This is a genomic window from Plantibacter sp. MPB07 (assembly GCF_046619465.1).
GTDB classification, from domain to species: domain Bacteria; phylum Actinomycetota; class Actinomycetes; order Actinomycetales; family Microbacteriaceae; genus Plantibacter; species Plantibacter auratus.
The window spans coordinates 3460489-3483902 of sequence record NZ_CP177043.1 but is presented as its reverse complement, the minus strand read 5'-3'; the positions used below and the strand labels follow the sequence as shown (position 1 = coordinate 3483902).

The following is a 23414-nucleotide window of genomic DNA, read 5'->3' as shown; positions in this document are numbered from 1 at the left end:
CGCTGCGGAGACTCGTCAGATCGACGTACGCATCGCGCGCTCGAACTGCGCCACGAACTGCGTGCCCGGGTCGGACCAGTCCGCGGCGGTGATGGACGCCGAGATCCGCTTCGCGTGCTCGACCGCGTCGGGCCGTTCGACAATGTCGACGAGGCGACGGGCGATGGCCGCAGGCGACAACGGGACGTACTCGATGTGCTCGCTGTCGAGCACCCCGGTCGTGTTCGGGCTGTCATTGACGACGGGCACGACGCCGGAGGACATGATCTCGAGCGGCAACAACGACATGTCGGTCAGCGAGAGGACGAGACCCGCGGCACACCGGTTGTAGACCGCGTTGAGCTCCGAGATGTCCATCGCCGACCGGTTGACGAACGGGAACCCGGTCTCGTAGCCCGACATGTCCCAGCCGACGAGGTTGATCGTGATGTCGGGGCGCAGCCGGTGGAACTCGGTCAGGGCGAGTTCGCCGACCTCCCAACCGCGTCGAGGAGTCGGCGGGCGGGCGTAGAACAGGATCTCGGTGCGAGGCGCGTCGTTCACGTGCGAGTAGTGCTGCTTGTCGACCGAGTAGTCGAAGTGGTCACAGCTCATCCCGTACTCGTCCGCGACCTTCTGCGCGAGCCACGGCCCAGCGGAGAAGCCGTGGAACCCGAACCGGTAGGTGTTCTCCGCGAGCACGTACTCACTGCTGGCCGGGTAGAACCACGGTTCGAAGTCCTGCACGAAGGAGAACCGTTTGGCCGGCCCCTCGTAGCGGAACGCGGGGTAGGCCGTCTGCCAGTCGGAGGACACGACGACGTCCGCGCCCGGCGCGATGCCGGTCGTCGGGTCGTACCGGACGAGGTCGGCCTGCAGCTCCGGGTACGCGCTGCTCGCGGCCATCATCGCCCGGATCCCAGGGATGTCGACCGCGGGCTGGGCCGACGCCTGGTACAGGTAGATCGTGAGCCGGTGCCCGGCGCGCTCGAGGAACTCCATGAACCGGAAGGCGTTCTGGTGCCCGCCCGAGGTCCGGCTCGGCGGCGAGATCAACCACGCCACGTCATAGAGGCGCTCCGGGAACTCGACGGCGTTGAAGTTCCGCGGCACCGTCCAGTCCGCGGCGATGGCGTCGCTCGGGTACAGGTCCGTCGGCTTGCGCCGCATCGGGTTGAACCGTCCGTCGGCGAAGTGCGCGGCGCGCCAGAGCGTCGATCGGACGCCCTCGCCGCGGATGGCTCGGAGCCCCTGCCCGATCATGCCCATATGGAGTCCTGTCCCGTCGATGCCGTCGCTGCGAGTGCCGCAGGTGCCGCTGGTGCCGCTGGTGCTGCTGGTGCCACGGGTCCGAACGCGCGGACCGCCGTGATGACCCGGTCCACCTCGTCGTCCGTCATGGCCGGCCACAACGGGAGCCGGACGAGACGCTCGGCGAACCGGACCGCGTGCTGCGGCTCGGTGACCACTCTGCCGTAGCGCCGGCCCGCCGCGCTCGAGTGCAGCGGCACGTAGTGGAAGGCCGCTCCGACACCGTGCGCCTGGAGGTGCCGCAGGAACTCCTGCTGCACCTGCGCATCCGGCAGCAGGAGGAAGAACAGGTGCGCGGCATGCACACCACCGGGCGGGTCCATGAGCGTCGCGCCGCGATCGTGAGCCCACTCGGCGAGCTCGGCCGCATAGCGGTCCCAGATGCGGTGCCGATGCCCCTGGATGACGTCGAACTCGCGGAGCTGGGCGTCGAGGACGGCGGCGTTGAGCTCGCTCGGCAGGTAGCTCGACCCGAGGTCCGCCCAGCTGTACTTGTCGACCTGCCCGCGGAGGAACTGGGCCCGATCGGTCCCCTTCTCGCGCATGATCTCGGCGCGGAGCAGGACGGTCTCGTCGGAGATGAGCAGGGCGCCGCCCTCGCCGCAGTGCACGTTCTTCGTGTCGTGGAAGCTCTGGGCCGCCATCGCTCCGACCGTGCCCAGGCGGACACCGTCGCCGGCGACCCCGAGGCCGTGCGCGTTGTCCTCGAGCAGGTGCAGCCCGTGCTCGTCCGTGAGCTGCTGGAACGCGGGCACGTCCACCGGGACACCGCCGTAGTGCATGATCGAGATCGCCCGCGTGCGTGGTCCGATGGCGTCGGCGACGTGCTGAGGATCAAGGTTGCCCGTCACCGGGTCGCTGTCGACGAAGACCGGCGTCGCTCCGGCGAGGACGACCGCGTTCGCCGCCGACGGGAAGGTGAAGGTCGGCAGGATGACCTCGTCGCCGGGACCGACGCCGATCAGGCGGGTCATCATCTCGAGCGCGTGGGTCCCCGAGGTGGTCAGGAGCACGTGCGGCGCGCCCGAGAGGTCCCTGAGGCGCTCGGATGCCGACGCGGTGAAGGCACCGTCGCCGTGGACGTGGTCTCCGGCGAGGACGCGTTCGAGCTGTTCGAGTTCACCGGCGGCGTGGAAGGGCTTCGACAGCGGGATCCGCTGCTCCACGCGCACTCGTATCATGACTGTTCTCGCATCGTGGTTCCCCCGGACGTTCGATCGACACCCTCGATGTCGATGCTCCGAGTGGCGCGCACGTCACCGGGGCGCTTCAGTATCCGCCCGGGTCGGCGCGACGCGCATCCTGCTGCGGGCTATTCCACCCCCGCCACCTGGCGGGTTCAGCATCCCGGCCGTCGCCGCCCGGTTCCCGGGACTCGTAGGGTGAGAGTCGAGCTGAGGAGGACACCGTGATCGGAGTGGCCATCGTCGACGACGAGGCGTTGGTGCGGTCCGGATTCGAACTCATCCTGGGTGCCGTCGAGGACATCGAGGTCGTCGCCTCGGTCGACGGGATCGGCGCCGTGGAGGCGATCCGCTCGAGCCGTCCCGACGTGGTCCTCCTGGACGTCCGCATGCCCGGGCGCAACGGGCTCGACATCCTCGACGAGCTGCAGACCTGGGACGACCCGCCCGTCGTCGCGATCCTCACCACCTTCGACTCCGACGACTACATCGCCCGCGCTCTGCGCAGCGGCGCCGCGGGGTTCCTCGTGAAGGACACGGACCCGGAGCAGCTCCCCATGCTGCTCCGGTCCCTCTCCGCGGGCGGCATCGTGCTCTCGCCGCAGGTGTCCCGGACGCTCGTCGGCGGATTCGCCCGCACCGCCGACCGCGAGGCGGCGAAGCGACTGTCCGGGCTGACGGGCCGCGAACAGGACGTGCTCGCGGCGCTCCGGACGGGCGCGTCCAACACCGAGATCGGCGAGGCACTGCACCTCAGCCGCGCGACCGTGAAGGACCACGTGAGTGCCATCCTCGGCAAACTCGAGGTGACGACCCGACTCGAAGCCGCCATCATCGCCGAGCGTGCCGGGGTCCGCGGCGACGAAGCGGACCCCCGGTGAAGCGGCGCTCGCGGCTCTGGTCGGTCCTCCTCGAACTCGCCCTCATCGCGGCGGCGGCCGTCGAGAGCCTGACGACGCTCGAGTGGGCGACGCCCTGGGAGTCCGGCCTGGCGATCGCCGCTGCCGTCGGCCTCGTCTTCCGGCGACGCTGGCCGTGGCTGTCGCTCCTCCTCGCCGTGCCGGCCTTCACCCTGAACCTCGCCACCCTGGCCGGGTTGGCGTCGCTCTTCTCCGTCGCGGTGCGGGAACGGCGACGCTGGCGGCTCGTCACGACCGGCGCCGTGGTCTTCGTCCTCGCCGCGGTGCCGTGGTGGGGGTGGACGTCGCCCAACTACACGATCCTGTCCATCGTGTACGCCGCACTCTACGCGGCGGCACCGATCGCCTTCGGCCTGCTCGTCCGCACCCGCCGCGAACTGTTCGACCGCATACACGACCTCGAACAGATCCGACGCAGCGAGCGGGCGCGCATCGCCTCCGACGTCCTCGTCGAGGAGCGCACGCGCATCGCCCGGGAGATGCACGACGTCGTCTCCCACCAGGTCAGCCTGATCGCCGTCCAGGCCGGCGCGATCCAGGTGCAGACCGAGGAACCCGGGACGAAGCGGATGGCGGTGACGATCCGTTCGCTCGCGTCGCGCACGCTCGACGAGCTGCGGGACATGGTGACGCTGCTGCGCGCGGAGACCGGTCATGCGCCGCTGGCCCCGCAACCGACGGTCGACGATCTCGACCGGTTGATCGCGGACAGCGGCATCGCCGTCACCTCCGCCATCGAGTTGCCGGACGGCCTCCCCGCACCCGTGCAGCGGGCGATCTACCGGACCGTGCAGGAGGGACTGACGAACGCGCGCAAGCATGCGCCGGGGGCCGCGGTCGACGTACGCGCCGAAGCCTCCGCAGACGAGGTCACCGTGGTCATCCGGAACGCCCGACCCGCACGCACGTCGGACAGCTCGTGGTCGTCCGCGGGCCACGGCCTCGTCGGCTTGAGCGAACGCGCCGAACTCCTGAACGGGTCCCTCCTCACCGAGGACGCGCCGACCCGGTTCACCCTGACGTTCCGCGCGCCCTACTGACGCTCACCGTGGCTCTGGGTCACCGAGGCTCAGGGTCACTGAGGCTCAGGGTCGGAGGTCCGCCTCGTCGCCGAAGAGCGGTGTCTGGAAACGACGCTCGAAGCGGACGATGCAACCGGTGCCCCGCACGAGCTCGTAGGCCTCGATGCACTCCGGATCCGTCGTCGCGGCGATGCGGTACTGCTCGTACGCGGCGAGCGAGGGGAAGCTGAACAGCGCGAACGCCTCGTCGTTGTCGCCCTCCGCTGGGAGGAAGTAGCCGTGGTGGTCGCCACCGAGCCGGTTCACGAGGCGGATCCAGCGCCGCCCGTACTCGGTGAAGGTGTCGAGCTGCTCGGGGTCGATCTGGTAGCGGAGGTGGATGGTGATCATGGGTCCAGTCTGGCCGTCCGCACGACGAGCGCCGTCATAGGGGGCCGTCGGCGTCACCGGACACCTACGCTGGAAACCCGTCCCCACACCCCGGAAGGTGGTCGAGATGTCCTCGGAATACGACGACGCCGCCGCGAACGGGCTCGCCCGCGCCCTCCGCGTGCCGGCCTCTTCAGACCGGCTCCAGGCTGCGCTCGCCGCGGGCACCACCCCGAGGACCGCCTATATCGAGGTCCTCGTCGACCGCTGCGCCGTGGAGCCCGATTTCTTCGTGCGCGACATGTTGACCTGGGCACTCGTGCGGCACGACCCCGAGGTGACCGTTCCTCGCCTGATGGAGGAACTCGGGTCGGTCTTCCCACAGGCACGCAGCCAGGCGCTGCACACCCTCTCGAAGACCGGAGACCCACGCACCTGGTCGGCCATCACCCTGGCGCTGCTGGAGGACGAGGAGGATCAGGTCGCCCGAGCCGCCTGGCGCACCGCCGCAGGGGTCGTCCCGGAGCGGGAGGCATCGGCGCTCGCCGAGCTGCTGGCGAGGCAGTTCGGCCGGGGCGACCGCGAGGTGCAGCTCAGTCTCACCCGCGCGTTCGCCACGATCGGCGAGCCCTCGATCGAACCCGTCGAACAGACGGCTGCATCCGACGCGTTCGAGCGAGAGGCCCGCGCGCACGCTCGCGCGACCGCCCGGATCCTCCACGACCCCGAACTGGACTTCGACGAGGCGATGCAGGAGGCCCAGCACTCGCTCCGCCAGGGTGACTGACCGAGCGGGTGCGCGCCGACCGCCTCAGTGCCGACCGCCTCAGCTGAGCCGGGCCGTGCGGAGCGTCGCCGTCGCGCTGTGCGCCGCCATCCCCTCCGAATCGGAGATGACCTGCACCGCGTCGGCGAGCTCGGGTGTCGCCGCCTCGGCGATCCGCTGGTAGGTGAGCGGCTTCAGGAACCGCGACACCGAGAGCCCGGCACTGTGCTTGGCGCCGCCGGCGGTCGGGAGCACGTGGTTCGTGCCGGCCATGCCTTTGTCCGAGTACGCCACGGTGCTCCACGCACCGAGGAAGATCGACCCGTAGTTGAGCAACCGCTCGTGGTACCAGGCGTCGTCCGCCGTGATGACCTCGAGGTGCTCCGGGGCGAGGTCGTCCATGAGCGCCGCGGCGGTCTCGCGGTCGTCGGCCACGGTCACCGAGCCGTAGTCGCGCCAGGCGGGCCCGCAGATCGACTCGGTCGAGAGCGTCGGGAGCTGGCGTTCGACCTCGGCGATGACCGCGCGGCCGAGCTCCTCCGACGTCGTCACGAGGGCGGCCGGCGAGTTCGGACCGTGCTCGGCCTGCCCGAGCAGGTCGGCGGCCACCAGGATCGGGTCCGCGGTCTCGTCCGCGAGGACGGCCACCTCGGACGGACCGGCGAGGAGGTCGATCGCGACCGTGCCGAACAGCTGCCGCTTGGCCTCGGCGACGAAGGCGTTGCCCGCACCGACGAGCATGTCGATCGGCAGCTCGCCGAGCAGACCGTAGGCCATCGCGGCGAGCGCCTGCACACCGCCGAGGACGAAGACGCGGTCGACGCCGGACACGTGCGCGGCGTAGACGACGGCGTCGTTCGCGCCGCCGTCGGGCTGCGGCGGGGTGCAGGCGATGACCGTCGGCACGCCAGCCTGCTTGGCGACGCCGACCGTCATGAACGCGCTCGCGGTGAGCGGGAAGCGACCGGCCGGGAGGTAGGCGCCCACGCGGGAGACGGGCACGTACTTCACGCCCGTGACGAGCCCGGGGACGAGCTCGGTCTCGAAGTCCTGCAGGTGGGAGCGCTGCTCCTGGGCGAAGGCCCGGGTGCGCTCGCCGCCGAGGTCGATGGCGGCGCGGAGGTCGGCGGGGAGCCGGTCGCCGCTGGTCGCGATCTGCTCGCGCGTCAGCTCGACGTCGCCGCCCTCGTACCGGTCGAGACGCTTGGCAGCGTCGAGGACGGCGTCCATGCCGCGACGCTCGATGTCGAGCAGCATGGCGGAGACGGTCTCGATGACGGCCGGATCGCGCTGCGCCGGTGGAGCGTCGACGAGCGGGGTCTTGAGGTGACGGAAGGAGCCGTCGAGGGACTGGAGCACGGGAGGACTGAAACGCATGCTGCGAGCGTACGAACGCGGTGCGCGGGCGACAACGGGGGACGTGCCTGCGTGAGCCATCGGGTCATCCGATACGCCGGTTCGCGGTCGACGCTCAGCGTCTCGGGGTGGTCGCGATCACCTGGTCGGGTTCCGCCGCCGCGAGCAGGGTGTGCTCGGCGAGCTCGGCGATCCGCGCGGTGGCCGGCGACAGGTAGGCGCCCTCGCGCTGGACGAGCGCGATCGTGTCGTAGAGCGGTTCGGCGAAGGGGGTGAGCGTCAGCTGCTCCGGGAACCCGCCGGTGCGGGCGACCGTGCCGGACACGATCGTGTCCGCGGCCCCGGTCGCGGCGAGGCTCAGGGCGGTCTCCACGTGCTCGACCTCGACGGCCGGTTCGATCGACCGTCCCTGCAGGCGAGCGCGCTCCAGCAATTGCAGCCGAGTGGGATCCCGCCACCCGGCGTAGGCGTCGTAGAGCACGAGCTTGGCGTCCGCGAACTCGTCGATCCCGACCGGGCCCGCGGCGGGATCCCTGGTGGTGGAGGCGTAGAAGACCTCGTCGCGGAAGAGGGGCCGGATGGCGAGGCCCGCGACGGGCACCGGGAGGACGACGAGCCCGGCCTCGATCTCGCCGCTCGCCACAGAGTCCGCGACGAGTGCCGAGTTCAGCCCCACGAGTCGCACGCGCACGTTGGGGTACCGCTGGTGGAAGCGCTGCACGAGGTCGGACAGCTCGTAGTAGGCGGCGTTGCGCAGGACGCCGAAGGTGCACACGCCGCCGTCGAGGGAGGTGATCGCCGAGAGCGCGTCGAGTCCGCCGTCGATCGCGGCGACCGCGCGTCTGGCGTGCTCGCGCAGCTCCTCGGCGGCCGCCGTCGGGACGAGCCGACGCGCACCACGGGCGAACAACTGCAGGCCGATCTCGCGTTCGAGGCGGCTGACGAGCTCGGACACGGAGGCCTGGCTGCTGTCGAGCTCGGCGGCCGCGGCGGTGAAGGAACCGCTCTCGTAGGCGGCGAGGAAAGCGCGGAGTTGCGCGAGGGTCATGCGGTCAGCCTAGCGAGGAGCGCTCTCCCGTCATTGCGCCGTAAGCGTCCCGTACAGCTCGGGCCGCCGGTCGGCGAGCACGTCGTTGCGTGGTCCGATTCTGGTCGCGCCCCGGTCGATCCGGAGGGTCGCGTCCACCCGTCCCCGCGCGTCCTTCCCACCGACGGGCCACCCGTCGGCCGGGATGATCGTGGTGCCCTCGGTCCAGGGGTTGCCTGCCTCGGTGCCGGAGCGGTCGCAGCACACGATCGGGATCGCGGACGCTCGTGCCGCCGCCATCGCCTGGACGACCTCGGGTGCCCGCTCGCCCTCCGGGCGCTCGACCAGGGGCCAGTTCGTCGGGACGACGAGGAGGTCCGCGCCTCTGAGCGCCAGACCCCGCGGCACCTCGGGGAACTCGAGGTCGTAGCAGACGAGGATGCCGAGCCGGCCGAGCGGCGTCTCGACCACCGGCTGGGTCTCGCGACCCGCCACGAAGACGGACTGCTCCTCGTCCCACAGGTGCACCTTCCGGTAGACCCCGAGCACCCCCGAGGCGCCGAGGACCAGGGCGCTGTTGCGGATCTCCTCGCCGTCCAGCTCGCAGAAGCCGACGACCACCACGGTGTCCTCGGGGAGCAGCGACGCCCAGTCACTGAACACCGGCGCGTCGCTCGGGAGCGCGACCGCGCGGGCCGCCTCCGGGCTGCCCAGGTAGTAGCCGCTCGTCGCGAGTTCGGGCAGCACGAGGAGCTGGACCCCGTCCGTGACAGCGTCCCGGACGGCCGTTTCGATCGTGCGCAGGTTACCGTCGAGGTCGCCGAGGACGGGGGCGAGTTCGTGGGCGCGAACCCGGATGCTGTGCGCGTCGGGGTCGCTGTGGTCTGTGAACCCCGTGGGGTCGGTGCTGGTCATCCAGCGATCATACGAAGCCCTCGCGGACGGGACCATCGTGTTCCCCGATGGCTGGGATCGGGGCATGGCCGATTGTGCCGGTCCGTGGGCTGCGGATACCGTCGTCGGCACGAGCGAGTCCCCGACCTGAGGCAGACCCCCGGCTGCCCGTCGCACTCCTCGACCGCCCGAGCCCTGGAGGCCAGCCATGGCGACACCCGCCGCCCCCACTCCCCCGTCCGGTTCCGCCGCCGGAGCGGGTGACACCCAGCCGTCCCTCGTCGAATCCCGCTCCATCGACTGGGTCCCGCTCAATGAGCGTCACGGTCGCCCGCGCTCGCTGTTCTCGCTCTGGTTCATGTCGAACGCGCAGGTCACGACCCTGGCGACCGGCATGCTCGGCGCGGCGCTCGGAGCGAACCTCGCGACGTCCCTCCTCGCGATCGTCCTCGGCGTGGCCGTCGGCACCGTGTTCACGGCCTTCCACTCCGCACAGGGGCCGCAGCTGGGACTCCCGCAGATGATCCAGTCGCGCGCCCAGTTCGGCTATCGCGGCGTCGTCCTCATCTGCGCGATCGTCGTCTTCAGCCTCGTCGGCTTCAACATGTTCAACCAGATGCTCGGCGCGGACGTCCTCACCATGACGACCGGTGTCGACGCCGGTGCGGGCTGGTACGTGCTCATCAGCGGCGTCGCCGTCCTCCTCGCGATCTTCGGGTACTCCTGGATCCACCGGACGCAGTCGTGGCTCACCGCGCTGTTCCTCATCACCTTCGGGCTGTTCACGGTCGTCGTCCCCTTCGTCGTGCCGCTGCCGGCCGACGCGCTGTCGCTCGCGAACTTCAGCTGGGTCGCGTTCCTCGTGCAGTTCGGTGGTGCCGCAGCGTACGCGCTTGGTTGGGCACCGTACGTCTCCGACTACTCGCGCTACCTCCCACCGCAGACGAACCCCGGGCGGGCCTTGTTCTACACCTACGGCGGCGTGTTCGTCGGCGCGGTCTGGCTGATGGGGCTCGGTGCGTTCGTCGCCAGCGCGTTCCAGGGCGCCGACCCGCTCGAAGGGGTGCGTGACGCCGCCGACGCCATCCTGCCGGGTTCCGGGACGTGGCTGCTCGTGGCCGCGCTGCCCGGGTTGATCAGCGTCATCACGGTCAACATCTACGCGGCGTCGATCGAGACCATCACGATCATCGACTCCATCCGACCGGTCCGGCCGACGCGCACCCTGCGGGTCGTCACGTGTCTCGCGATCGCTTCGGCCGCCGTCATCGGCTCGTTGCTGAGCACCGGCGAGTTCCTCGCGAACTTCAGCAGCTTCCTCGTCGTCCTGCTCTACGTCCTCGTGCCGTGGACGTCGATCAACCTCGTCGACTACTACCTCGTGCGGAAGGGTCACTACGTCGTCCGTGACATCTTCACCCCGAACGGCGTCTACGGCGCCTGGGGCTGGCGTGGCCTCCTCGCCTACGCGATCGGCATCGTCGCCATGATCCCGTTCGTCGTGACGGTGTGGTTCACCGGTCCGATCGCGCAGCTGCTCGGCGGGGCGGACCTGGCCCTGTTCATCGGTCTCGCCGCCTCCGCGATCGCCTATGTGCTTCTCTCCCGGTCGCTCGACCTCGGGCGCGAGCGTGCGGCGGCCGAGCGCGACGTCACCGAGACGGGCCACCAGGCGGTCGCCTTCACGTCCCGGCGTCGCTGAGCTCCCGGCGTCGCCGAGCGACGGCTGGCGTCCGGGCGCGCGACGCCACGGGATTACACTCGACGACGTGACGGAACCGGACGGCGTGGGCGAACCCGACAGCCGCATCCCGGATCCCGCGCCCCGGCACACGCCACTGTGGACCCTCCTCTCCGCCTGGCTCCTGCGGGTCGAGCGATGGTTGCAGTCTCGTGGCGGCTCCCGCCTCCGCGGCGGGCTGTGGCAGCTCTGGGGGCTCGTCGCCGTCGGCGGGATCCTCCTCCTCGTCGGCCCGGTCATCAACCCGCCCCTCACTCTCGACGACCTCACCGACGAGGCATCCGACGTCACCGACACCTGGATCGCCCGCTCCTTCAGCGCCGACTACCGCGTGACGACAGACGAGGACGGCCGACTCGTCACCGACGTCGAGGAGCGCATCGACGCGTTTTTCCCGAAGGACCTCGACGACCGCACGATCGAACGCGTGCTCGCGACCGAGTACCAGGGGCACGCCCTCGACCCGTCAGCGATCACGGTGACGTTGGACGGCGTGAAGCAGGACGTGACCCGGGAGCGGGCAGCGGTCTTCCTCCGGCTCGTCGTCGACCCCGGTGAGCAACTCACGGGCGACCACGAGCTCGTCATCCGGTACCAGCTCTCCGATCTCGCCTACGTCGACACCGACCCAGCTACCGGGCAGCCCGTCGACCTCCTCCGATGGGACGTGTTCGGCCCCGACCTGCAGCAGGCCGTGGCGAAACTCGATGTGCGGGTGACCATCCCACAGGAGCTCGACGACCGTCTCGTCCGGCAACCGCGCGGCTCCCTCGCATGGACCCTCGTGGGTGCCGGGCAGTGGCTGACCCCGGAGCCGGACGCCCCACCCGGCGAGGTGGTCTACGCGTTCACGAGCGAAGACGCGGCCCCACCGCACGCGCAGGCGCGGTTCACCATGCCGTTCGAGGCCGGCTCGATCACGATGCCCCCGCAGTCCTGGATCTTCTGGGTGCAGACCTTCGGCCCCGTCCTGCCGATGCTCGTCCTCGCTGCGACGCTCCTGCTGTCGTTCGCGGCCCGCGCGGTCGCGTGGGGTGATGCCCGCGGACGTCCGTGGTACCTCGCCCAGTCGGAACCGCCGGAGGGCATCACGCCCCGCACTGCGGCGCACCTCCTGCGGTCGCCCGCCACGATGGAGCTCGCCGAACGTCTCAAGGACGCCGCGATCAGCGGCACGAAGCAGCAGGCCAAACGACAGGCGCGCCTCATCGCGGCGGCGGGTGCCGCCAAGCGGGCCGGCCGCTTGGGCGACCGACCCCGTGCCCTGCGTCGGTACCTCACCGGGCCGGAACGCGCCGGGCAGATCCAGGCGGGTCTCCGCCGGGTGCCGAAGGGCTTCGTGCGTGACTGGTTCATCGCCGCACCGATCGCGCTGACCCTCCTCCAGTGGGGCATCGTCCGGCAGCTCTCCCATCAGACGGTGCTCGCGGTGGTGTGGTGGCCGCTCGCCTTCGTCGGCCTCTCCACCGTCTTCGCCGTCATCGTCCTCGCGATCGCCCTGACCGCCCGGCCGCTGACCCGCAGGGGTGCGCTCGTGAAGCAGCACCTCCTCGGCATTCGTGTCTACGCCGAGCGGACGCAGCTGCTCGATCGCGCGACCCTGCGCGACCGCCTCCTGCCCTACGCCGTGCTCGGCGCTCCGCCTCGGGTGACGGGCAGACGGGTCGCCGCGCTGATCGCCCCGGAGATCACGATGCCGGCGGCCGCGGCCGATCGCGCCTCGCGCGCCGACGGGTCGAGAGCGGGCTTCCTGACCGGACCGCGCATCGCCGTCCGGGTGCTCGCAGTGCTGCTCGTCGTCGGCGCGATCGTCGCCGTGAACGTCCTCCCGGCGCCGTCGCTGGAGTCCGAGACACCCCGTTCCTACACGGGCGACATCCCCGGATCGACCCTCACGACGATCGCGACAGCCGACCTCGACGCGGAGCTCACGCGGACCGACGGTGACGGTGCGCGACTACGCGTCACCGAACGTCTCGGTGTGGACTTCTCCGACGAGGGCTCGGTGCCCGCACAGGTGGTGCGCGAATGGCCCGCCGTCGTCGACGGCCAGGACCTCGGCCTCACGGTCGACCGGGTGACGGTCGACGGCGATGATGCGCCCTTCACGACGGAACGCGCGGAGGGCCGGCTGCTGCTCCGCACGACCTTCGCCGACGTGCGCACCGGCCTGCACGACGTCGTGATCCAGACGACCGCCACGAGGCCGGCCGTCTCCGCGACTGTCAAGGGACGGGACGTCGACCGGGTCAGCTGGGTCGCGCTCCTCGACGGCTGGACGAGCGGCGTCGCCTGGGACGAGGACGTCGCGCAGGGGCCGTTCCGGCTCAGCTTCACCGCCGACGACGAACTCCTCGACGACGCCGTCGATGCCGGGTGGACCCCCACCGAGGCCGGGACTTGGCGACCGGCGGCGTCCGAGGGTGGTTCCGGCCGCGAGACGGCGACCATCGAGCTCACGCCTGACGACGACGGCGGATGGCCGCTCGACGTCCGTGGCGACGACCTCGGCGTGGTCCTCGACCTCCCGGCCGGGACGGTCGCCGGTACCGACGCCGATGCCGCGGCCTGGGCCCGGACGGCGGCGCTGGCACCGGGGTTCCTCACGGTGGTCCTCGCCGGGCTTGCCATCCTCGGTTCCGTGATCGGCGCCCTCGGGTCGGCCCGGCGCCGGGCCCCGAAGCCGGGTCTGCTCCGCGACGCGGTGCGCTGGCTGACCCCGTCGGCCCTCGCCGCCGCGGTGATCCTGGGCATCTGGACCCTGAACGGCGTCGCGGGCGACGACCCGTTCGGTGACCTCGTCCTCGGAGGGCTGATCGCCGGCGTCGTGGCGGTCATCGCCTGGTACGGCGTCGTCATGTGGGCCAGACCCCGCGCCTGACCGCCGGCCGCCGTCAGGACAGCTTCTCGAGCTGCTCCTGGTACTCCGCCCGCACCTTGTCGTTCGTCGACTTCTTCCACGAGGCGATGCCCGACTTCACGGCGTCGAAACCGGTCCGGCCGAGGATGTACTCGTTCATCGTCGACGACAGGGCGTTCGTCGACGAGGACGTCTTGCCGGCGGTCTCCGAGTACAGCCCGGTGATCGGGCTCTTCTGCAGCATCGGGGAGGCCTGCTCCTGCCAGGCGTGCGAGCGACGTAGCCGTTCCTCCATCGGCACCGCGCTGGCGAGGATCTGCGGTGCAGCGGCGAGTCGGTTCAACGAGGTGGGGCCGATCTGTGCCGAACCCGCCTCGGTCAGGACGACGCGACCGTCCGCTTCACGCGTGTGGTGCTCGCCGGCCCGGCCGTACTGGAGGAAGAACCCCTCGGTGCTGCCGTAGGGCGCCGCGAGGTGGTTGAGCAGCGTCAGCAGTTCCTTCACCCGAGCGTCGTCCGCCTGCTTGATGGCGGTGAACGAGAACATCGACGAGCCCTGGTAGACGATGCCGGCACCGCCGTCCGCCGCGAACGGGAGGATCGCGTCGTAGACCACGCCCTCGGGGGCACTGGGGTCGATGATCGCCGAGATGCCGTCCTGGTGCATCAAGACCGTGCCGTTGGCCATGTAGGTCTTCGCCTGGGAGCCGGAGATGCTCGGGGTGTCCGGGTGGTAGTACCCGGCGTCCTTCAACTCCTTGATGTACGACAGCGTCTCGAGCCAGCGGTCCGACTCCCACTTGTGGACGAGCTTCGAGCCTTGCAGCTCCCAACCGTTCGGCACCCCGAACATCGCGCCCATGAAGTCGTACGCCCAGTCGACGCTGTCGCCGTTGCTCTGCCCGCTGATCGCGTACCGGTTGCGCTTGGCGTCGGTGACCGCCTTGCAGAGCTCGGTGAACTCGTCCTTCGTCTTCGGAGCGGGTTCCGCTCCCGTGAGGTCCTTGATGACGTCCGGTCGGGAGATGAGCATGTTGCCGAACGGCGGGCGGTTCACCGGGACGCCGTAGATCCGGCCGTTGATCCGGCAGCCCTCCCAGGACGGGGTGGGCAGGTTCGCGAGGTTGGGGTACGCCTTCACCTTGTCGCCGGAGAGGTGGTCGGACAGGTCCGCGAACTGGGCCTTCAGCAGCTGCGGGTAGGACGGCGGCAGCTGGAACGCGAGGAACTCGACGAGGTCCGGCACACTGCCGCCGGCCATGACCGTCGCGAACTTGGGCGCGAACGAGTCGGCCGGGACCACCTGCAGGTCGAGCTTGCAGCCGAGTTCCTGCTCGGCCGCCTGGAGGTAGCTGTTCGACGCGGGTGCCGGCGGGCTGTACGAGATGACGAACCCGGACACCGTGCCGCTCACGGCGGCCTTCCCGGACACCGAGGTGAAGAGCTCGGCCTCCTTCGGTGCCGAGAGGTAGACGGGCTGGACCGTGGCCGAGCCGGCGAGGTCCGGGGTCGGTCCCTTCGTGATCGGCACGTACGTGGGCAGCGGGACGAGGGCTCCGGAACCCGCGGCACCGGACGTCGCGCCGCCTGGCGTGCAGCCGGCGAGCGCGGAACCGAGGCCGAGGACGGCGAGGCCGACGCCGGCCGCGGTGAGGAAGGTGCGGCGTGACAGGCCGGAGGTGGTGTCGTTCATCGTGGTCTCCTTCGAGGTGGGGCTGGCGCCAGGGGCGCGGGTGAGGTCCCGGCGACGGTGCCGGGTGGAGGTGTGCGGACCGGTCAGCCCTTGACGGCGCCGGTCAGCACACCCTTCGTGAGGTGGCGTTGCACGAGTGGGTAGGCGATGAGGATCGGGACGATGGCGATGAGCACGACGGCCATCTGCAGGGACTCGGCCGGCGGCAGCACCGAGGCGTCCGAAGCTCCACCGACGAGCGAGGACCCTTGCAGCACGTAGGTGCGCAGGACGAGCTGGAGCGTCCACTTGGAGGTGTCGTTGATGTACAGCAGCGCGTTGAAGAACGCGTTCCAGTACCCGACCGCGTAGAAGAGGGCGACGACGGCGATCACCGCGCGGGACAGCGGCAGGACGATCGTGCCGAGGATGCGGAACTCCCCGGCACCGTCGATCTTCGCGCTGTCGATGAGCTCCTGCGGGATGCCCATCATGAAGCCGCGGACGACCACCATGTTGAACACGCTGAACGCACCGGGCAGGATGAGCGCCCAGACGTTGTCGAGCAGGCCGAGCTGCTTCACCATCAGGTACAGCGGGATGAGTCCCGGGGTGAAGAGGAACGTGGCGAGCACGATCATCAGCACGGGGCGCTGGAAGAACGAACGCCGGCTGAGGGCCCACGCTGCCGACACGGTGCAGACGAGGCTGATGAGCGTGCCGACGACGGTCACGAACAGCGTCACCAGGATCGCGCGGGTGACCACGCCCCCGGCGAGGATCTGCTGGTACGCGTCGAGCGTGAAGGACTTTGGCCACACGACGTAGCCACCGGCGGCCGTGACGTCCTCGGCGGTCGACACACTCGTGGAGACCACGATGAGGAACGGGAACAGGATGACGGCGAGGATCATGACGATCGCGAGCGCTTTGAGCGCGAGGACGACGGGCTTCGGTTTCCCCGCCCAGACCGGTCGGACGATGGTGCTCATGATTTGGAATACACTCCCTGCTCGCCGAGCATGTGCGCCGCCTTGTTGGCGACGAGGATGAGGACGAGACCGACGAGACCCTTGATGAGGCCGGCGGCGATGCCGGTACTCCAGTTCCCGTCGATGACGCCGTGGTAGTAGACGTAGGTGTCGAGCACTTCGGCGGCTCCGGGGCCGACGGCGTTGCGTTGCAGGATGATCTGCTCGAAGCCGACGGACAGCGCCTCGCCGAGCCGCAGGATGAGCAGCAGCACGATGATGGGCCGGATCCCGGGCAGGGTGATGTGCCAGAACCGGCTCCAGGCGCCCGCTCCGTCGATGGCGGCGGCCTCGTAGAGCGAGTCGTCGATGGCCGCGAGCGCCGCGAGGAAGATGATGGTGCCCCAGCCCGCGTCCTTCCAGATCACCTGCGAGGACAGCAGGAGCTTGAAGGTCGCCGGGTCGGACATGACGGAGACGGTCCCGAGGTCGAGCTGCCGCAGCCAGGTGTTGAGCACCCCTCCCGATCCGAGACTCTGCTGGAAGAAGCCGACGACGATGACCCAGGACAGGAAGTGCGGCAGGTAGAGCACCGACTGCACGATGGAGCGGAGCCAGGGCCAGGTCAGCGAGTGGATGAAGATGGCCAGCGCGATGGGGACCGGGAAGAAGAGGACCAGCTGGATGAACGTGATCTGGAGGGTGTTGGAGACCGCGTTCCAGAACGCCGGATCGCCGAAGAGCGCCGAGAAGTTGGCGAAGCCCACCCATGGGCTGTCCGGGATCGGGATGTACGGCTGGTAGTCCATGAACGCGATGACGTTCCCGAGCAGCGGGATGTAGACGAACAGCAGCAGCAGCACGACCGCCGGCGTCACCATGATGAGCAGTGGCGAGTCGCGACGGAGCTGCATCCCGAACGGCACCTTGCGCTTCGTCGGCCGGCCGCCGGAACCTGCGGGTGCGATCGGTGGTCGGATGGTCTCCGGCCGATCGGTCGTCGTCGCGCTCACAGCAGCTCCCTTGCTCGCAGCGGAGGCCCCGTCGGGTGCTTCCGCGTCGTTCTCTCGAACGTTGGCAATCTTTCGCGGGGCCGTTGAGTAAAGTCAAGATCATCTAATCATCCGAACAGATATCGAACATCGGAGTCGATCATGGAGCTCTCGCAACGTCACGACCGCATCCTCGCCGAACTGCGGATCCACGGCAGTCTCTCCGCGGCCGACTTCGCCGAGCGCATGGGCATCTCCGCGATGACCGTCCGGCGGGACCTGCGCGAGCTCGGGGAGCAGGGCCGCCTCCGTCGGGTGCACGGCGGGGCCGTCTCGATCGACACGCAGCCGACCACGGGCATCCCGCACCGGCCGGGCGCCCGCCCCACGCCGGCCCCCGGTGCCGCCGACACCCTGTTCACCTTCGGGTTCGTCGTGCCCGATCCGAGCTACTACTTCCCGACGATCGTGGCCGGTGCCGTGGAGCGGGCGCAGTCGCTCGGCGGTCGGATCGTCCTCGGTGTCTCGCGCTACGACCCCGCCCGCGAGCGCGACCAGATCGAGCGACTGCTGGCCGGCGGAGTGGACGGCCTCCTCGTGACCACCTCGGTCCTCGACGCCTTCGCGACGCTCGAGCTCCTCGAGCGCGCACCGGTCCCCGTCGTCCTCGTGGAGCGCTCGGTCGCGGAGTCCCCGGTGGGCGACGGACTCGAGTTCGTGCGCACCGACCATGCCGCCGGCGCCGCCATCGCGCTCCGACACCTCGCCGCCCTCGGTCACGAGCGGGTCGGGATGGCGGCCTTCGACACCCCGACGACGCCGTCGTTGCGGCTCGGCTACGAGCGCGCCCGGCGCCAGCTCGGCCTGCGCGAGGACGCCAGCACGGCGATCATCGACGACCGGCACGGCGTCGGCGAGCAGACGAGGCGGTACCTCGAGGCGTGCGTGGCGTCCGGCACGACCGCGGTGTTCATGCACTCGGACCACTACGCCGTCGAGTTCGCGGACGCGGCGCTCGACTTCGGGCTCTCGATCCCCGACGACCTGTCGATCGTGGCGTACGACGACGAGGTGGCCGGGCTCGCCCGGGTGCCGCTCACCGCGGTCGCACCGCCCAAACGCGACATCGGCCGGTTCGCGGCGACGATGTGCTTCGAGCGCATCTCGGCCGCGGCCCAGCAGGGCTTCTCCGCACGCCACATGAGCCTGCGGCCGAGTCTGAGCCTCCGCGAGTCGACCGCGCCACCGCGATAGCCCTGTGCTGTTCGATTCCTGTTCGTTTGAACGGGCGTGCTTGACACGATCGGGCGGCTCCGATTGGGATTGAGCCTGCTGCCGAGACGACCAGGAGGCGACGATGCCGCAGAGCGAGAGCGCCCGCACGGGCACGATCGGCTTCCTCATGCCGGACGGCACCTTCGAACGGGTGTTCTCCGCGCCGGACCTCGCCCGGCTGCGGTCGGAGCCGTACGCCAGGCTGCCGTCGGACCGCCCGCTCCGGCTCGAGCGCGCGGAGGACCGCGCCCAGCTGGCCGCGGTCGAAGTGCTCGTGACGGGCTGGGGCTCCCCCGTGCTCGACGAGACGCTCCTGCGATCCCTGCCGTCACTCAGGGCCGTGGCGCACTCGGCCGGCAGCGTGCGCGGCATCGTCACCGACGCCCTCCTCGAACGCCGGGTCGCCCTCACCTCCAGTGCGACGGCCAACGCGGTCCCGGTCGCCGAGTTCACGATGGCGATGGTGATCCTCGCCGCGAAGCGCACGTTCTGGGCCACCGAGACGCTGCGGGCCTCTCGAGCCCCCGTCGATGCGGAGCGGGCGTGGCCGACGGTCGGCAGCCACGGGATCACGGTGGGCGTCGTCGGCGCCTCCCGGATCGGCCGCCTCGTCGTCGAGCGCCTCGCCTCCCTGGACGTGCGGGTCGTCGTCGCCGATCCGACCCTCGACCACCAGGAGCAGGCGGCCCTCGGGGTGCCCTGCGTCACGCTCGACGAGCTGGCCGCGCACAGCGACATCGTCACGCTCCACGCCCCGGCGCTCCCCTCCACCAGGCACCTCGTCGACCGGTCCCTCCTCCAGCTGATGCGGCCCGGGACCACGGTCATCAACACCGCCCGAGGCGACCTCATCGATCACGACGCGCTCGCCGACCGACTCGACCGCGGCGACCTGGTCGCGATCCTCGACGTCACCTCGCCGGAGATCCTGCCGCCCTCCTCCCGGCTGTGGTCGACCCCCAACACGGTCATCACGCCGCACATCGCCGGCTCGGCCGGAAACGAGCTCGCACGTCTCGCAGCCAACACGGTCGACGAGGCCCTGCACTTCGTCCGGTTCGGCACCTTCCAGCGACCGATCACCCTCGCCGCCCTCGCGCTGCAGGCGTGAACCGAGCACCGAACACCAGAGGCCAGACCATGACCCTCGAGACAGACCACACCGCGCCGACGAGCACGAGCTTCGCCGGACGGTTCGACGACCGGGCCCGCCGCGCACTGCGGGTCGGGGACTGGAGCGCCGGACCGTCGGTCGACCACCGCGAGGCCTGGGGCCGCGTCGCCGAGCGCGACCGGGTGGCCCTCGTCGACGCGGCCCACCGCTGGTGCGCGGAGGCGGACCGCAACCCGCCGACGCTGTCGCTCTGGGCCCGGTACAGCGCGGAGGGCGACCGGATCCCGTACGAGACGGCGCAGCAGGCCCTCCTCGGTTCGGTCGCCGCCTCGGCACTCGCGCTCGGTGCCACCGGGGACGACGCCTGGGTCGGCGAGCTCGGTGACCGCGTCTGGCGGCTCTGCGAACTGACCGCCTGGTGTCTGCCCTCCCACTACGCGCTGCCCGAGTCCGGCGAGCGCCCCTTCCTCCCGATCCCCGGTCGTGACGTGCTCGACCTCTCGGACGCCTACATCGGCGGGATGCTCGCCGCGATCGACACGATCGCCGGGGACCGCCTGGAGCGGACCTCCCCGGGACTGCGCGCACGGGTGCACGCCGAGATCCGTCGTCGGGTCCTGGACCCGTGGCGCGACGAGGTGGACTTCTGGCACGGGCTCGACGGACCGCCGAACAACTGGGCCCCGTGGATCGTCTCGAACGTGCTCGTGTGCTCCGCCGTGGTCGAGACCGATCGGTCCGAGCTGGCGGCGTCGGTGGACCGCGCGGTCGCCGTCCTCGACCGTTTCCGTGCCGGGTACGCCGAGGACGGGAGCTGCGACGAGGGTGCGACGTACTGGTGGTGGGCGGGCGCGACCCTGTTCGAGGCCCTCGACCTGCTCGGCGACCTCACCGGCGGCGCCTTCGACGGCTTCGCGGTCCCGCCGGTCGCCGCGATGGCCCGGTTCCCGATGGTCATGCAGCTGTCGGCCACGTCACAGGTCAACTTCTCGGACGGGTCCGCGAGCCTGCCGTCGAACGCGACGTGGAACCTGCTCGCCCGCTTCGGCGAGCGCGTGGGCGACGACGAGGTGGCTGCCCACGCCCGCTGGATGGGGCGTTCGCATCCGCTCGGCTTCTCAGGGCAGTTGGCTCCGTTGTTCCGCCGGACGCTCGCGGAGCTGCTCGACCCGGCGTGGACCACGGCCGGCGACGCCACGCCGGGGATGCCCTCCTCCTGGTACGCACCGGGAACGGAGGTGGCGGTGTTCCGCGAGCAGGCCGGTCGCGTGGACGGCTGGGCGGTCGCCGCGAAGGGTGGTCACAACGACGTCAGCCACAACCACAACGACGTCGGCGGGGTCATCGTCTCGCTCGACGGTGAGCCCGTCCTCATCGACGTGGGTGTCGGCGTGTACCACCGCGACACCTTCATGCCCGACACCCGCTACGGCATCTGGACCATGCGGAGCGCCTTCCACAACGTCCCCCTCCCTGCCGGGGTCGAGCAACCGTATGGTCGGTCCTTCACGGCGAGCGGGACACGGTTCTCCGACGAGGGCGACCGCTCCGTCCTCGCCACGTCCCTCCTGGGTGCGTATCCGCCCGAGGCCCGACTCACAGCACTGGACCGCACGGTGACGCTCGACCGTGCCGCCTGCGCCGTCCTCGTCGACGACCACTGGGCGTTCGCCGAACCGTTGCAGATGACGCTGACCTTCCTGACGGCCGCCGAGCCGGTCGCCGACGATCACGGTGTCCTGGTCGGCGACGCCCGCCTGGACACCGACCCCGCGTTCGAGGTGGCGGTGGACCGGATCGACATCGACGACCCGAAGCTCCATGAGGTCTGGGGGTCGGCCGTCTTCCGCATCCGGCTCGTGCAGCGCGCCACCGCGACGAGCGGGTCACACGCGCTGCGGGTGCGCCGCGCGGAACAGTACCCGGAACCGGGAGCACCGATGGAGGCCCGACGATGACGCCCGACCCGCTCCCGCCGTTCCGTCTACCGGCCGCGGACCCCGTCGCCGCACCCTTCACCGGGTGGACGCGGGCGCAATGGGAGGCCACGGCCGACCGGTGGCTGGCGGAGGTCCGCCGGTTCGAGAGCCCGCTCGGCGGCATTCCTCGGCTGCCCGGTCGGGTCACCCGCGACGGTGTCGCACGCGAGGGCATGGAGGCGGTCGGTCGTTCCTTCCTCCTCGCCGCACCACGGATCGCCGGCGGTGGCGACGGCCCTGGTGCCGGCGATGGTGACGGGGTCGAGGACCTCGTCGCCTGGTACAGCCGGGCACTCCTCGCCGGTACGGCCCCGGACGGTCAGGAGTCCTGGCCGCTGGGCGTGACGTGTCGGGCCCCCGGCACGGGCGTCACCAACTCGATCGTGGAGGCGGCGAACATCGCGTTCGGCCTGTACGTCAGTCGCGACCGACTGTGGGCGGGGCTCACCCGGAAGGAGCAGGTGCAGATCGCCGACTGGCTGCGCCACCATGCGCGCCTCGAGGTCTGGCACAACAACTGGCAGCTCTTCCCGGCGATGGCGGAGGCGTTCCTCCGCTCGGTCGACGAGGACGTCACCGGGCTGAACGGCACGAGGAACGTCGCCCGCGTGGAGTCGTGGCACCTGGAGCAGGGCTGGTACACCGACGGTCCGGAACACGCGATCGACTACTACAACGCGTGGGCGATCCACCCCTACCTCTGGGCCTGGTACCGCATGACCGACCGCACGGGCACGGCCGACGGCTCACGGCATCTGGAACGGCTGCACGACTTCACCGGCTCCTTCGCGCGCATGGTCGCGCCGGACGGGTCGATGGTGCACGTCGGCCGCTCGCTGAGCTATCGGACGGCCGCCCTCGCCGGGCTCTGGTGCGCCGAGCTCTCGGGGGTGAACCCGTTGAGTCCCGGCGCGACGCGACGCCTGGCCTCCGGGGTGGTCTCGGGTTTCGTCCGGCACGGCGTCGGCGTCGACGGCCCGCTGAGTCTCGGTTGGTACGGGCCGTGGGAGCCCACCGCGCAGAGCTACAGCGGCTTCGGCTCGCCCTACCTCGCGGGCATCGGGTTCCTCGGGCTCGCCATCGACCGCGACGACCCGGTGTGGACCGCTCCGGAACACCCGCAACCGACCGACGGGCCGCCGGAGACCACCGTGCTGCCGGCGGTCGGATGGATCCTGCGTTCGCAGCGGGACGGTGTCGTGACGCTCGCCAACCACGGCAGCGACCACTGCGAGATCCCCGTCGAGCCCGCTCGCGCCGACGCGGACGATCCGCACTACGCCAAGTTCGGGTACTCCTCGCACACGGCCCCGGGGACGGGCGCGGCGTGGGACGAGAACGTCGACGGCCATCTCGCGCTGCTCGATGAGGACGGGCGGGCGAGTCGCCGCGCCGCGATCCGCGGGATGCGGACCGTCGGCGAGGTCTCCGGCTCGGTGCACCTCCCACAGCTCGACGGCCGAGTGTGGCCGGGCTGCGCCGTCACCACGGTCAGCATCGTCCACGGCGATCAGGAGCTCCGCGCGCACCTCGTCGAATCGACGCGCGCCTGGACCGTCCGCGAGGGCGGTGCGGCCGTCGCCGACGACGCCATCCTGCGCACCGTGGTCGATCCCGCCGTGGCCGTGCCTCGGGCCACGGTGGTCGGTCGCGACGGGCTCGCAGCGACCATCGTCGGGCTGCACGGCTGGGACCGCGCGGAGGCCGTCGCCTACCGTGACGCCAACGCGTTTGGCCCGCACTCGGCGGTTCCGGCGCTGTACGCCGCCAGCACTCCGGGGCACACCGTCCTGGCCGCGCTCCACACCCTCCGCTTCGACGACGGCGAGACACCCGACCTCCCGGTCGCGGTGGACGTGACCGGGACCCGACTGGTCGCACGGTGGACCGACGGAACCGTGCACGACGTCGACCTCGCCACCTTCGTCCCCTGGGACGGCCAGCTCGCACGCCCGTCCGCGGACTGACCACCGCACCCCATC

General features: G+C 70.8%; 18 protein-coding genes. 9 read left to right on the top strand and 9 right to left on the bottom strand.

Features of this window, described 5'->3' with window-relative positions:
- Positions 1-15: 15 nt before the first annotated feature.
- Both ACLIME_RS16180 and rffA read right to left on the bottom strand, forming a co-directional pair.
- Positions 16-1242: a glycosyltransferase family 1 protein gene (locus ACLIME_RS16180; RefSeq protein ID WP_411557554.1), complete on the bottom strand. Its 1227-nt coding sequence runs from the start codon at positions 1240-1242 to the stop codon at positions 16-18.
- The gene (gene rffA / locus ACLIME_RS16175) at positions 1239-2456 is read right to left on the bottom strand and encodes a dTDP-4-amino-4,6-dideoxygalactose transaminase (protein ID WP_411557553.1); all 1218 of its coding nucleotides are present in this window, start codon (positions 2454-2456) and stop codon (positions 1239-1241) included. Before rffA ends, ACLIME_RS16180 begins: the two co-directional genes overlap by 4 nt.
- 242 nt (positions 2457-2698) lie before the next feature.
- Between rffA and ACLIME_RS16170 the strand changes: the two genes are divergently transcribed.
- A complete protein-coding gene (locus ACLIME_RS16170; RefSeq protein ID WP_124768339.1) occupies positions 2699-3355 on the top strand; it encodes a response regulator in 657 nt (218 codons plus the stop codon).
- Positions 3352-4434 (top strand): sensor histidine kinase, encoded by a 1083-nt coding sequence (locus tag ACLIME_RS16165; RefSeq protein WP_411557552.1) that lies wholly within the window; start codon positions 3352-3354, stop codon positions 4432-4434. Before ACLIME_RS16170 ends, ACLIME_RS16165 begins: the two co-directional genes overlap by 4 nt.
- A gap of 45 nt (positions 4435-4479) precedes the next feature.
- Here ACLIME_RS16165 and ACLIME_RS16160 read toward each other — a convergent pair whose 3' ends face one another.
- Positions 4480-4806: an NIPSNAP family protein gene (locus ACLIME_RS16160; protein ID WP_079000967.1), complete on the bottom strand. Its 327-nt coding sequence runs from the start codon at positions 4804-4806 to the stop codon at positions 4480-4482.
- A gap of 106 nt (positions 4807-4912) precedes the next feature.
- Between ACLIME_RS16160 and ACLIME_RS16155 the strand changes: the two genes are divergently transcribed.
- Positions 4913-5572 carry a HEAT repeat domain-containing protein gene (locus ACLIME_RS16155; RefSeq protein WP_411557551.1) on the top strand — a complete coding sequence of 220 codons (660 nt, stop codon included), beginning with the start codon at positions 4913-4915 and terminating at the stop codon, positions 5570-5572.
- Positions 5573-5611: 39 nt separating this feature from the next.
- Here the strand turns inward: ACLIME_RS16155 and hisD are convergent, their stop codons facing one another.
- The 3 genes from hisD to ACLIME_RS16140 form a co-directional block, all read right to left on the bottom strand.
- On the bottom strand, positions 5612-6928 hold the full coding sequence (hisD, locus tag ACLIME_RS16150; RefSeq protein WP_411557550.1) for a histidinol dehydrogenase: 1317 nt from the start codon (positions 6926-6928) through the stop codon (positions 5612-5614).
- 94 nt (positions 6929-7022) lie between these two features.
- Positions 7023-7955 carry a LysR family transcriptional regulator gene (locus tag ACLIME_RS16145; protein WP_079704685.1) on the bottom strand — a complete coding sequence of 311 codons (933 nt, stop codon included), beginning with the start codon at positions 7953-7955 and terminating at the stop codon, positions 7023-7025.
- 30 nt (positions 7956-7985) lie between these two features.
- Positions 7986-8849 carry a nitrilase-related carbon-nitrogen hydrolase gene (locus tag ACLIME_RS16140; RefSeq protein ID WP_411557549.1) on the bottom strand — a complete coding sequence of 288 codons (864 nt, stop codon included), beginning with the start codon at positions 8847-8849 and terminating at the stop codon, positions 7986-7988.
- A gap of 187 nt (positions 8850-9036) precedes the next feature.
- Here ACLIME_RS16140 and ACLIME_RS16135 point away from each other — a divergent pair, with 187 nt between their 5' ends.
- Both ACLIME_RS16135 and ACLIME_RS16130 read left to right on the top strand, forming a co-directional pair.
- Entirely contained in the window at positions 9037-10530 is a 1494-nt protein-coding gene (locus ACLIME_RS16135; protein ID WP_411557548.1) for a purine-cytosine permease family protein, read from the top strand.
- Between the two features lie 67 nt (positions 10531-10597).
- Positions 10598-13450: a hypothetical protein gene (locus tag ACLIME_RS16130; RefSeq protein WP_411557547.1), complete on the top strand. Its 2853-nt coding sequence runs from the start codon at positions 10598-10600 to the stop codon at positions 13448-13450.
- A gap of 13 nt (positions 13451-13463) precedes the next feature.
- On the opposite strand, the gene ACLIME_RS16125 is transcribed toward ACLIME_RS16130, so the two are convergent.
- The 3 genes from ACLIME_RS16125 to ACLIME_RS16115 all read right to left on the bottom strand — a co-directional run bounded on the left by ACLIME_RS16125 (position 13464) and on the right by ACLIME_RS16115 (position 17085).
- Complete coding sequence (locus ACLIME_RS16125) at positions 13464-15122, bottom strand: extracellular solute-binding protein (RefSeq protein WP_411557546.1); 1659 nt, start codon at positions 15120-15122, stop codon at positions 13464-13466.
- Positions 15123-15205: 83 nt separating this feature from the next.
- The gene (locus ACLIME_RS16120; protein ID WP_079704680.1) at positions 15206-16093 is read right to left on the bottom strand and encodes a carbohydrate ABC transporter permease; all 888 of its coding nucleotides are present in this window, start codon (positions 16091-16093) and stop codon (positions 15206-15208) included.
- Positions 16090-17085: an ABC transporter permease gene (locus ACLIME_RS16115; protein WP_411557545.1), complete on the bottom strand. Its 996-nt coding sequence runs from the start codon at positions 17083-17085 to the stop codon at positions 16090-16092. The genes ACLIME_RS16120 and ACLIME_RS16115 overlap by 4 nt, the downstream gene beginning before the upstream one ends.
- Before the next feature lie 141 nt (positions 17086-17226).
- Here ACLIME_RS16115 and ACLIME_RS16110 point away from each other — a divergent pair, with 141 nt between their 5' ends.
- The 4 genes from ACLIME_RS16110 (at position 17227) to ACLIME_RS16095 (ending at position 23399) form a co-directional block, all read left to right on the top strand.
- A complete protein-coding gene (locus ACLIME_RS16110; protein ID WP_124768321.1) occupies positions 17227-18318 on the top strand; it encodes a substrate-binding domain-containing protein in 1092 nt (363 codons plus the stop codon).
- 103 nt (positions 18319-18421) lie between these two features.
- A complete protein-coding gene (locus ACLIME_RS16105; protein WP_411557544.1) occupies positions 18422-19450 on the top strand; it encodes a hydroxyacid dehydrogenase in 1029 nt (342 codons plus the stop codon).
- 29 nt (positions 19451-19479) lie between these two features.
- Positions 19480-21411, top strand: a complete 1932-nt coding sequence (locus ACLIME_RS16100) for a hypothetical protein (RefSeq protein WP_411557543.1) — start codon at positions 19480-19482, stop codon at positions 21409-21411.
- Complete coding sequence (locus ACLIME_RS16095) at positions 21408-23399, top strand: DUF2264 domain-containing protein (protein WP_411557542.1); 1992 nt, start codon at positions 21408-21410, stop codon at positions 23397-23399. Before ACLIME_RS16100 ends, ACLIME_RS16095 begins: the two co-directional genes overlap by 4 nt.
- Positions 23400-23414 lie beyond the last annotated feature (15 nt).